This is a genomic window from Pacificibacter marinus (assembly GCF_018860505.1).
In the GTDB taxonomy this organism is placed as follows: domain Bacteria; phylum Pseudomonadota; class Alphaproteobacteria; order Rhodobacterales; family Rhodobacteraceae; genus Celeribacter; species Celeribacter marinus_B.
Genome location: NZ_JAHKPU010000011.1, coordinates 1 through 10632, shown reverse-complemented (window position 1 = coordinate 10632; position 10632 = coordinate 1). Strand labels below are relative to the sequence as shown.

Sequence of the window (10632 nt, the reverse complement as noted above, 5' to 3'; positions counted from 1 at the left end):
GACACTTAGAAGGGCGTCCAAAGATCGCAGTTCACAGGTTCAGCTTGGATCACTACTTTGACCGAGGCGGAAGTCAAAATCTCAATGCCTCTCGGGATATTGCTACTCAATACCCTGACGGTAATAGATGGGCGCGGCCGTTATCTCGACAATATCTTCATCGAACGGCTGTGGCGGTCCCTAAAACAGGGGGCCGTTTATCTCCACGAATTGCAGGACGGCTTCCAAGCTAAACGCGTGATCAAAGACTGGATCAACTTCTACAATATCGAGCGGCCTCACACCGCTCTCGACAAACGGTCACCGGACGATGCATTCTTTGACACAGAACGAACCCAGAAGGCGGCATGAAATCAACCCGATTACATCTTAGCTGAACCGCAAAACTGTCCGAATAAGTGGGACCACTTTACTCGGCAAAGCTCAGAAACCGGAACACCGCCCTCCGCCTGCTTCAACACCGCCCCTCTCGGCAGATTGCTGCGCAATCGCCTGCCGGGCAATGCATGATCTGCGCGTCGCTGTATCGTCCATTCTTCATCGTAAATCTCCTCAGATATCTTGCCGAGAAAATTCTACTTTTGAACAACACTAATTTTAGGGGGGATTACCGTTTAACCAGTCAATTATTGAGACGGTGCAGCGAAAATATCTGCTACTGTTAGACGTCGCAGGCCTTCTTTTATTTGGTCTGGAGACAACGCCAATGACACAGTAACGACGTGAAGTCGTTTTCCGTCAGGCAACAAAAGCGACTTCAAACAACACACATCGTTGAACTGTGGCGCAGACGCGGGATAGAGCAACGTTAGTTCCTGAGCTTCATAAAGCTGCGCATAGGCCATCATCTGATACACATCTGCTTGAGAAACACCGCGTTTCGTATCGTCGATCTGTGCGGTGAGACGTTTCCATTTCGTATCAATGACATGAACCACCTCTCCACCTTTTCGCCGCCTGATGAGAATATCCGGCTTGGTTTGAAAAAGCGCTTGGCCCGTTTCTAAATCCTGGAGGCAAAATTTCCTGCCGGATTGTAACCGCGCTTCAAATCCTTCCCCATACAGAGAGCGTTGACACTGACGGCCGACGTATTCTTCAAATAGACGCCCCATATCAAACAAAATCGCAGCGCCTTGCCCTGCACCATTTGTGGTGGACTGAAACTGTCGATCGACCAAACGCTGAGCCAATGCCAAGAGCGCGCGCCAGGTCTCGTTGGTGCGATCCAATTGCACCGCCCCCCAAGGCAGAGCGTAAACAGGCAGATCCGCGATCCCATCATACATAAAGGTGAGCTCTCGTAGACGCTGCTGAAGCCCTTTAGACCGTGCAAATCGCAACAAATATCGAACCGTTGCCTTCATGATCTGATTCAAAGGAATATCAGCCGACAACGCATCGTAGCGACAGGCCAAGCGCGATGGGTTGACCGCATGCTTGGTAAACTGCCGCGCGACATTAAGGTTCCCGCGCAATACACGCAAATCATCCTCGCAGTCCAGATAGGCCCGCGGCATGCCCTTGCGCAGCGCCAGGGTCAACCTGTTGCAAAAGGCGCGGATCAACACATCCAACAGCGTATCATTCTGCCATTGAAGCTGCGCGCTTTCGCCAAGGTCAATTGGGATCTCATGAGCCACACCCAGCATATGCACCAAACGGCGCCGCACGGCCCCTGCTGTCTCGACTCCTTCGATTTTGGGAAGAATTTCCAGACTACAGCCCTGCGCCGCAATCACGCCAACAATACCTTTCGCCCGCAGCTTGTGACGCTCTTGAACCAACACGCCCATGCGATCACGACGCGCAAATGCCGAATTTTCAGCGGCCTGCACCAAAGCATCCGCATGAGATGGTGCGATACACCCCTCCTCAATGCCAATGGGCAGACTGCACCATTCCTGCAGCACATAGTGCCTCATGACAGCTTATAATCCGACAGATCAAACTCACTTTGAACAAGCCAACGCAAACGCTCCTCTGCGCCATCCAGTTCTAAGCCAGTTGGCGGTTGAATCGTTTCCACACGCAGAAATTTACCCGTTTTGCGCGCACCTTGCACCAGATCACCGTCGCCCAAAACCTGAGCAATTTTTGCCCAATCCTCATAGAAATACTCGGCCAAAAGCGGGATGATTTTATCGCGGATCACCGCCGCGACGTCCGCGACCGATTGGCAGGACGTGAAGTATGCATGGCCGATTTGGTGTTCCCGATCAAAGAGATACTCGATGCGGCCATTCAAATCCGTGAGCAACTTTGCCAGATCAAACTGAGGAACCTTGCCGCGCAGCACATCTGGATTGGGCATCACCTCTTTGAATTCGAACCGTCGCCTCAGCGCCGTGTCGAGCAATGCAATGGACCGGTCGGCGGTGTTCATCGTGCCAATGATATGCAGGTTCCGTGGCACACCGAATAGTGCTTTCGAGTATGGCAATGTCAGGCAGATTTCATTTTCGGCCCCTACCCGCTTGTCCGCCTCCAACAGCGTGATCAGCTCGCCAAACACCTTAGAGATATTGGCGCGGTTGATCTCGTCGATGATGAGAACGTGGTCTTGGAGAGCTTGCAAGCCGGTCGTCGTGTCAACATCTTCAGCGTTTATCAATTTCTCTAACAAAGGTAGATTCAGACGGTTCGCTTGCAAGGAATAAAGCGATTTCTGCATAAAGTTCGTATCGTGAATTTCGCTGACAGGCCGCCCGCCACGATCGACCCAGAGCCAGTTCACTGCCCGTCGCTGACAATAGGAATTGCGGTCACGCGGAACGTATTCATATGCCCCTGCCACCTCGCCAATTGCGCGGTACTTTGAATTGCCCATAGAGACGACTAGGATATCACCGACAGAAACCTCGTTGCGAAACACGTCGAGCATCTGCACAGCACCCGCTTGCATGGAATAACGTTCGGACTTGGTCCCCCTTTCCTCGCAGACTTTCAAAATTTCGTCGCGGCTGTTGTATTTATTATCTGTGTAATCAATGTCCTCAAAGCCGAGCAGCGCGATACCATCACGCATACAATGTTCAAAGACTTCATTCTCGCCTCGGGGTTCGTATACACCCAAAGACATTTGAAAAATCTTGCGTCCGTCGAAGAAACCAGACTTTTGCGTACCTTTGGCACGACTTTTCTCCGCCCGTTTCGCGATGCGTTTGAAAATCCCGTCCTCAGGCGCCAGTTGAAACCCCACGTCGCCATCGGCTTGGGTCGGGCGCAAGCCTTCAACGAACTCCTCGTAGGACATCGACTGGTGGAACGTGGTAAACTCGATCCGACCTGCCTTGCACAGAGCCGAGTAGGCCTCCATCAAGGCACCGCGTCCTTGTGCCTCCAATTGCGTCGCCTTGGCTTCCCCGTCGCATAGCCGCACCGCTTCGAATGCCGTGCGATAGGTTTTCCCCGTTCCGGGCGGACCATAGAGAATAAGGTTAGTGGTTGGTGTCAACGGGTCTTGCGCACAGTCAGGCATAGTCGCCCCCTTCGCATTTGCATTCAAGGGATAGGTAAATATTGTGGTGCTGCTCGGGTTCGGCCCCGTAATGGTCGGCGTGTCGAGCTTTGCAAGCTTTAGGAATTTTTCGCCGCCTAGGGTTTGGCACATGTTTGGAAAATCGTTTTTCAGCCCCAATGCGTTGTGTAAATCACGCGCGGCGATTGATACCTCGACCGCACCCTGCTCACGCGCAGATTCAACGTAATAATTCAACGCGCATTTGCGCATGCGATCTGCGCCGCGTTCCAGATGGATGTATTGCTCCGGCAAAGGCAGCGGCACGTCATCTGCATCCACAATCACATAGCCCGCCTGATGCAAACGAGCGGCGGCATCAGAGCTTTGCGACCAGCCACCGTTGAAATTTGATGGTGCTTTCCCGATGAGGTAACCGACAATGGGCTTGCTTGGAAAAACGCGTTTATTGCGCGCACGCGACGAGCGCACCCAATAGTCCTTCGCCTCGCCAAATACTGCGAATACATCTGCGTGGGCACCATCGGAAAGATAAGCCGCGTAGGCGTCCATCGCGGCTTCGATCTTGTGACGCGAGAAAGTATCCTGCCTGCCGTCTAGTATCTCAAAACCCAAATCACGCAAACAGGTGACCGATTGCACCTCTCCATAGCCGTTGAAAAATTCAGAAGCCGTGACCGCTTGACCATCCGTGAGATATTGCAGCGCCGCGCCCACGATGCCTTTCACAGGATATTGGACCTGCGCATCTTCACTTAAAACCCAATATTTTTTTGGCTTCGAATATTGATAGGTGGAGAGGAAAGCCTCCAGACCCAGTGTATCACACTCCCGCATCGCGGCGAGGATATGTTCTCGCGTCAACTGTTTGAGCAACTCACCATGTGAGACACGCGTGCCTTTATTTTCGCGAAAGTCTCGGTAATTGCGAAGCACCTGACTATAGCTCGCCAAGTTGGTTCGAAGCTCGCCATCAATCACGAGCGGTGACGGGTTTTCACGCCCCGCTCTCTGATCCTTACTGCTATAGCGGAACTGTTCGAGAATGGAGACATATCCCTCTCGATCAAAACACGCGTCTATATCGCCGAGAACCCCTTCAATACGGCTCAGTCGCTTCACACGCGTATCAACCGTCGCCTCACCCTGACCGCTTTTTGCAAGCCAGTCTCTAAATTCAGTCTCTTTCAAATCAGCACCTTGAACCTAACCGTTTTTGCTACGATAATGAACTCAGGTCCCCGTGCATAGGGGCCAGTTCTTTAGTCAATTCAAACATGTAGATACCCTGAACGTGGCAGTCGTTTCCCGAGCGAGCGCCGTTGGTGCTTCCGCAGCGAATGTCTCCACTGAATCGCTGCAGCGTCCGCGTGCAGTGGTTAATTGCAGCTAGAGTAGGACATGAACGGCCCTTAGCTGCCGTTGGTCGTTCCTATCGCCTGTGCATTGCAGCTTCCCAGAAGCTGACATTGACCCGCTGGCGCAGCATTTCGACATGCTGGATGGCGGCTTGGCGGGACAAAGCCGTCGTTAGCAGCGATACTAGAGGTAGTTGCTAAAGAAGAAAAACAACCGCTGTTGAACTTAGCTGCTTTTCACCCCAAGTAAATCTGCCCTGAGGGGTATTTGACCTTTGGAACGCTGCGGGTGGCGAGGAAAAAACCGATTGCCAAAGGGCCGACGCGCCCGACGAACATGATCGTCATGATGATGCCGCGCCCTGTGCCATCAAGCTCACCCGTGATCCCACGTGATAGGCCCACCGTTCCAAAGGCGGATGTCACTTCGAATGCGACGTCGATGAATTGACCATCGTGGTTGATTGTCATTACGAAGATCCCCGTTAGGACGAGCAGCATGGATATTGTCGTCAGTGCGAGAGCTTTCATGACCTCCTCCACCCCCAAGGATCGACCAAAGACATGCAACGTGGTTTGACGCCGAAAGAAGGCGACCGTGGCAAGAAGTAGGACGAATAGTGTAGTGACCTTGATCCCTCCTGCAGTCGAGGTGCTGCCGCCGCCGACCAGCATGAGTGTCATCGTCAGCAGGGACGTGCTATCATGCATCCCGCCGGTGTTGATCGTGTTGAAGCCTGCGGTGCGCGGGGTGACCCCCTGAAACCAACTCGCCCACAGCTTGTCGATGGTGCTTAGGTGTCCCAGTGTCGCGGGATTTCGCCATTCCAAAAGTCCGAACATGACACTACCCCAGACGATCAGGAAAGCGGTGCCGACAAGCATCAGCTTGGAATGTAGGGTTAGTTTGCGCCAGTTTCGTGTTTTGTAGACATCCCCCACAACGATGAAACCAAGCCCACCCAAGATGAAAAGAGCGGGGATCACCAGATTGACAATCGGGTTTCCGACCCATTGCGAAAGACTGTCGGGGTGTAGGGCAAACCCGGCATTGTTGAAGGCAGAGACCGAATGAAAGACCGCCTGCCAAAGGCCAGTCCAGCCAAATTCAGGGACAAATATTAAAGCTAAAAGGGCGGCGCCAGCCGTCTCGCAGGCGAGGGCGATGACAAGGATCATGCGAGCAATATACGTGAGGTTCGACAGCGAAGTCTGGTTTAGGTCTTCGCGCAGGATCAGCCGTTGTGGCATGCCGACTGGGATCCCCAGAGCTCCGAGCAAGAGCACCGCAAAGGTCATAAGCCCGAGCCCGCCAAGCTGAATGAGCATCGCAATGATCGCTTGACCAAATCCGGTGAAGGCGGATCCGGTATCGGCAAGAGCAAGCCCGGTGACTGTCACCGCCGAGGTCGCGGTGAATATAGCTTCGCTCAGACCAATGTCACCGTAATGCGAGATGGGCAACCAGAGAAATAAAGCGCCTAGAAGGATCAGTGCTATGTAGAAAAGCGATAACAGCGCAGGCGGCGGCATTCGCAGTTTTTTCTTCCGCCTGAGAAAATTCCGGAGTGATGCAGTCATGATTAGAGGCTGGCCGCAAAGCTGTGAAGGTCCTTCCGCTGGCCCAGCAGTAGAAGTAGGTCATCGCGCTGCAACTGGCACTCTGAGCCATCCTGCCCGATGAATTCACTCCCCCTCATAATCCCAATGCAGCGAAGATTGTAGGCCTTGCCATGTGGCAACTCGTTCAGGCTTCGACCTTCGAGGCTCTCGGGTATGCGGAAGTTCACCACATGGAAGCCGTTTCCGAGGCTAACATAGTCACGCATAAGCGGATTGTGCAGAATTTGCGCGATATGTTGACCAACCTCGACCTCCGGGTGAACGATCCTGTCCACACCGATTTTTTTAAGAATTCGGTGATGGGTTTTTGTCGTAGCCTTGGCCCAAACGACCTGAACGCCGACAAGTTTGAGGTTCATCGCCGACAGGATGCTGGCCTCCAAATCATCCCCCATAGCAACGACAGCAGTATCACAGTCGCTGAAACCGGCATCACGCAGCGCTGCGTCATCCCGAGCATCTACGATCATGGCTTGTGATAAGGTATCTGCAAGGTTGGCGACACGCGCCTCGGAGATGTCGATGCCGATTACATGGTTGCCGAACCGCTGCAATTCCTTTGCAACAGAACTTCCGAAGTTGCCCAGCCCAACGACACCAAAGGTTCGTTTTTTGATATTCAATGCGTTGCGTCCATCCAATTTGACTGTCGCGGAACATTGCCGCAATGCAAAAAGATGTCAACATGGGCTCTTTGCCGATATTCTCTGCATTTGCATACCAAATCAACGCCAAACAGGAAGGCGAGCGCCGGCTGTGCGGACTTTGCTGTCGTTGCGTTTCCTCATTTGAATGTCTGCTCTTTCTCTCTTCCGAAAAAAGAGGGCTTAGGCCCAACCTGGCAACGCGATGCAATCATGGTTTGATCGTCACAAGAAGGACGATCAGCGACAATAGGGCTAGCCCGACAAACAGGAACAGGCCGCCCGTGGGCTTTGCGTCACCCCCGTTGTCCTGCACCGCGCGGCGCAGTTTTCCGACCAGAGCACCGTGCAATCCCGAGAGGCCGAGCACGAGCACAATCTTCATCCCCAACCATGCTGATGTAAACCAGCCGCCCTGAACCCCAAGCGATATGCCGAAAAGCAAGGCGAGGATCATCGCAGGAGAGGACACGGCTCTGTCATAGGCCCGCAACGGTTTCATATGGACCAAGGCTGGATATCGCAGTGCGAGGGCAACTGCGGCCATCCCGCCGAGCCAAACGAAAAGAGCAATCAGATGTGCGGCTTTGGTGAGGTCGTAAAGCATTATTTTTCTTCCATTTTTCGGCGCAGCCAGCGCTCATTGACAAAGCCGCCGAACGGGATCATCGCACCGACAAAAAGGCGCGCGGCCCCTGTCCAGCCGATCAGACCTTCTGCCCAGGATCGGATCACGAACCAGAGGAAAATCATGAAGGCCAATCCGTGGAGCGGCCCCATGACAGAAACGAATTGAGGCATTCCTGCAAAGTATTTCAGTGGCATCGCCACGCAAAACAGGGCGAGGAGTGTCAGAGCCTCGAAAATAGCGGCACGCATAAGGCCAATCATGAAGGATCCTCCGAATCTCTCTATGTAAACGTATGTTTACTTTACGACGAGGCTTGACCCGTGTAAACAGTTGTTCACACGGAGATGATATCAATGAAAAAAGCCAGCATCGTAAAAGACCGCGCCGCGACCGAGGCCCGCATTCTCAACGCGGCCCGGGCTGTGTTTGCCCGACGCGGATACGATGCAGCTGGATTGCGCGAGATTGCGGAAGCGGCCCAAGCGAACCTATCGCTGATCAGCCGGTATTTCGGCGGCAAAGAGGGGTTGCTGACTGCGTTGACAGATCAATTTGTTGCGAGCCGCCGAGAGGGGAAGTTATCCTATCCGCCGCAGGATACCTTGGAAGACGAGATATACAGTTACCTGCACGAAAAGCTACGCGACGATCTGAAGGACGAGGACATCGTGCGGCTGATTGTCAGTCGCGCCGCCATCGATGGCGAGTTTCGAGAAAAGGGGCGCGTGCATTCAGATGGTCTCGCGGATGAAAATTTTCGCATCCGTGTCAGACGGTTACAGGATAACGGCAAAGTTTCACCAGATATGGATATCGACTTGTTATTCGCTGGGGTCATGCATGTGTCTTTCTCGGTGAATTTCTTCGGTGCTATAGTTGCTGGGCGTCCAGACACAGAAATTGATGCGCTCTTCCATGGGTTCGCTGCGGCGTTGGCGCAGGGGTTTCCGGTTCGGCATTAAAGGGCGCGTTTGGCGCATGACGCGGCAAGAGCTACCGCGCAGGCAGGGTGGAGAATGTCGGCTTTGCACTATGAGAACCAATAATCGCGCACTTGCAGCGAACGTCCGGTTTCCGCGGTGGGCTCAACGGATCGAGGCAACACACTGTGCAAACTTCTCTGCTGGCGTTTGGTATTGCAAGGTTTTTCGTGGACGCTCGTTAAGCTGTCGCGCAATCGCACTGAGTTTGGCTTGAGAATGCACAGATAAATCTGTTCCACGCGGTAAATATTGTCTCAGTAGCCTGTTTGTGTTTTCGTTTGAGCCGCGTTGCCATGGAGACTGCGGATCACAAAAGTAGACCTCGACATCAGTGGCCATCGTTAGGCGGGCATGATCTGCCAGCTCTTTCCCTCGATCCCAAGTGAGGGATTTGTACAGTTCTCTCGGTAGCCTTTGCGAGGATTTGATCAAGCCAGAGACAACACTTTCAGTATCCTTATTTGCAACCTTCACAAGCATGACATATCGTGAATGCCGTTCAACAAGTGTCGCTATATAACTGTTTTTTGAGCCGCCAATTAAATCGCCTTCCCAGTGCCCAGGTATGGCTCGATCCTCAACTGATGCAGGCCTTTCACTGATCGATACTAAATCTTTGATCTGGCCAAGCCCCTTCCGTTTGAGGCTCGCATGCTTAGACCTGCGGACAGTTCGCTTTGCTCTCAGGTGCTCAAGTAACTCTTTCTTCAAGACGCCACGTGCTTGGATATAAAGGCTTCTATATATGGTTTCGTGTGACACTCGTTTGTGTGGTTCCTTGGGGAAACTGCGTTTCAGCCAGCCCGCAATCTGCTCGGGTGACCATTTGCGGCGCAGCTTGGCTGATACTGCGGCGCTTAAATCTGGGTGGCAAGCCAGTTTGCATTTCTTGGGGCGCAGGGCGCGGTCCCATGCGGCTTGATCAGAAGCTGTCGCCCGATACTTTGAAGCCCCGCCATTGCGCATAACTTCGCGACTGATGGTCGAAGGCGATCGACCCAACCGCTGCGCAATTGTACGCAGCGAGTGTTTGACGCACAGCCCCCTGGATATCTCTTCGCGCTCTGCAAGGCTTAAGGTTTTCCGACTACGCTTTCGGTCAACAGGGCGAATACCACCCGTCGGTGAGATCACAGAAAAAACCGACGATGACTTGCGGTCGAACACCCGCCCAATCGAGCTCATCGACTCTCCGCGTTGCCAACGATCCCAAATCTCAGCCCGCGGCAAGGACGAATAATAAATACGGCGACGATACTTCATTTTGAACACTCCATCTTTTCCTAAAGATTAAAGTGTTGCGTCCACCTGTTGAGCCCACCGCCGATTCTGTTGACAAACTAACGGTTGCGAGTGCAGAAATGGGACTTCCAAATTCGGCGCGAGCGCCTTTTTTTATCAGGCTTTGCTCGTTTGCTGCGGTGCAGGAAAGATCCCTCTCGTGCATTGGTTTCACCAATCAACGTGGTCTCAAACTTCAAAACGGCTTTCACACAACTCATGAAGTCGTGAGGCACAAAAATCCGATTTGAATGACACATTTGGTCACAGCGCTCATCATAAAAAACATCTGCGCATCGAACTTTGAGACACAAGGCAACCACATGATCGAGCTCGGTCATTCAGATGTCGGGCCACAATCCACTTTTTTGGGGATAATCCCAAAAATACCTCGATTTTCAAAATATTGATCCTAAAGAAAATATTAAGACCAACATAAAGGATCATTAGAATGACACAAACATCTAAGAAAAAACGTATCCCGAAGAAGGATCTTGCGGCGATCAAAAAAGAGATCAAAGGCTTGGCGACGAAACATCCCGACACCCTGTCCTCCAAAAAAGCTGTGTTTAATATGCTGCCAGAGATCAAAGACGCACTGGATAGCGGGCTGGTCTTGCCCGGTTTTAGT

General features: G+C 52.7%; 10 protein-coding genes. 3 read left to right on the top strand and 7 right to left on the bottom strand.

Annotated features, from left to right (window positions below; all coding sequences use genetic code 11):
* The first annotated feature begins 57 nt into the window (after positions 1-57).
* Positions 58-351: an integrase core domain-containing protein gene (locus KO503_RS02225; protein WP_215989973.1), complete on the top strand. Its 294-nt coding sequence runs from the start codon at positions 58-60 to the stop codon at positions 349-351.
* A gap of 275 nt (positions 352-626) precedes the next feature.
* Here the strand turns inward: KO503_RS02225 and KO503_RS02220 are convergent, their stop codons facing one another.
* The 6 genes from KO503_RS02220 to KO503_RS02195 form a co-directional block, all read right to left on the bottom strand.
* Positions 627-1925, bottom strand: a complete 1299-nt coding sequence (locus KO503_RS02220) for an McrC family protein (protein WP_215989972.1) — start codon at positions 1923-1925, stop codon at positions 627-629.
* The gene (locus tag KO503_RS02215; protein ID WP_215989971.1) at positions 1922-4672 is read right to left on the bottom strand and encodes an AAA family ATPase; all 2751 of its coding nucleotides are present in this window, start codon (positions 4670-4672) and stop codon (positions 1922-1924) included. Before KO503_RS02215 ends, KO503_RS02220 begins: the two co-directional genes overlap by 4 nt.
* 404 nt (positions 4673-5076) lie before the next feature.
* Positions 5077-6420 (bottom strand): TrkH family potassium uptake protein, encoded by a 1344-nt coding sequence (locus KO503_RS02210; RefSeq protein WP_252730910.1) that lies wholly within the window; start codon positions 6418-6420, stop codon positions 5077-5079.
* 2 nt (positions 6421-6422) lie between these two features.
* Complete coding sequence (locus KO503_RS02205) at positions 6423-7085, bottom strand: potassium channel family protein (RefSeq protein ID WP_215945428.1); 663 nt, start codon at positions 7083-7085, stop codon at positions 6423-6425.
* A 232-nt stretch (positions 7086-7317) separates the two neighbouring features.
* Positions 7318-7713 carry a CopD family protein gene (locus KO503_RS02200; RefSeq protein ID WP_215989970.1) on the bottom strand — a complete coding sequence of 132 codons (396 nt, stop codon included), beginning with the start codon at positions 7711-7713 and terminating at the stop codon, positions 7318-7320.
* Positions 7713-7997 carry a DUF3817 domain-containing protein gene (locus KO503_RS02195; protein WP_215989969.1) on the bottom strand — a complete coding sequence of 95 codons (285 nt, stop codon included), beginning with the start codon at positions 7995-7997 and terminating at the stop codon, positions 7713-7715. The genes KO503_RS02200 and KO503_RS02195 overlap by 1 nt, the downstream gene beginning before the upstream one ends.
* A gap of 93 nt (positions 7998-8090) precedes the next feature.
* Here KO503_RS02195 and KO503_RS02190 point away from each other — a divergent pair, with 93 nt between their 5' ends.
* Positions 8091-8699, top strand: a complete 609-nt coding sequence (locus tag KO503_RS02190; protein WP_215989968.1) for a TetR/AcrR family transcriptional regulator — start codon at positions 8091-8093, stop codon at positions 8697-8699.
* Positions 8700-8822: 123 nt separating this feature from the next.
* Here KO503_RS02190 and KO503_RS02185 read toward each other — a convergent pair whose 3' ends face one another.
* A complete protein-coding gene (locus KO503_RS02185) occupies positions 8823-9983 on the bottom strand; it encodes an IS30 family transposase (RefSeq protein WP_215989967.1) in 1161 nt (386 codons plus the stop codon).
* A gap of 469 nt (positions 9984-10452) precedes the next feature.
* On the opposite strand from KO503_RS02185, the gene KO503_RS02180 reads away from it, so the two are divergent.
* Positions 10453-10632: hypothetical protein (locus tag KO503_RS02180; protein WP_215989966.1), on the top strand; the 180-nt coding region annotated here is incomplete at its 3' end.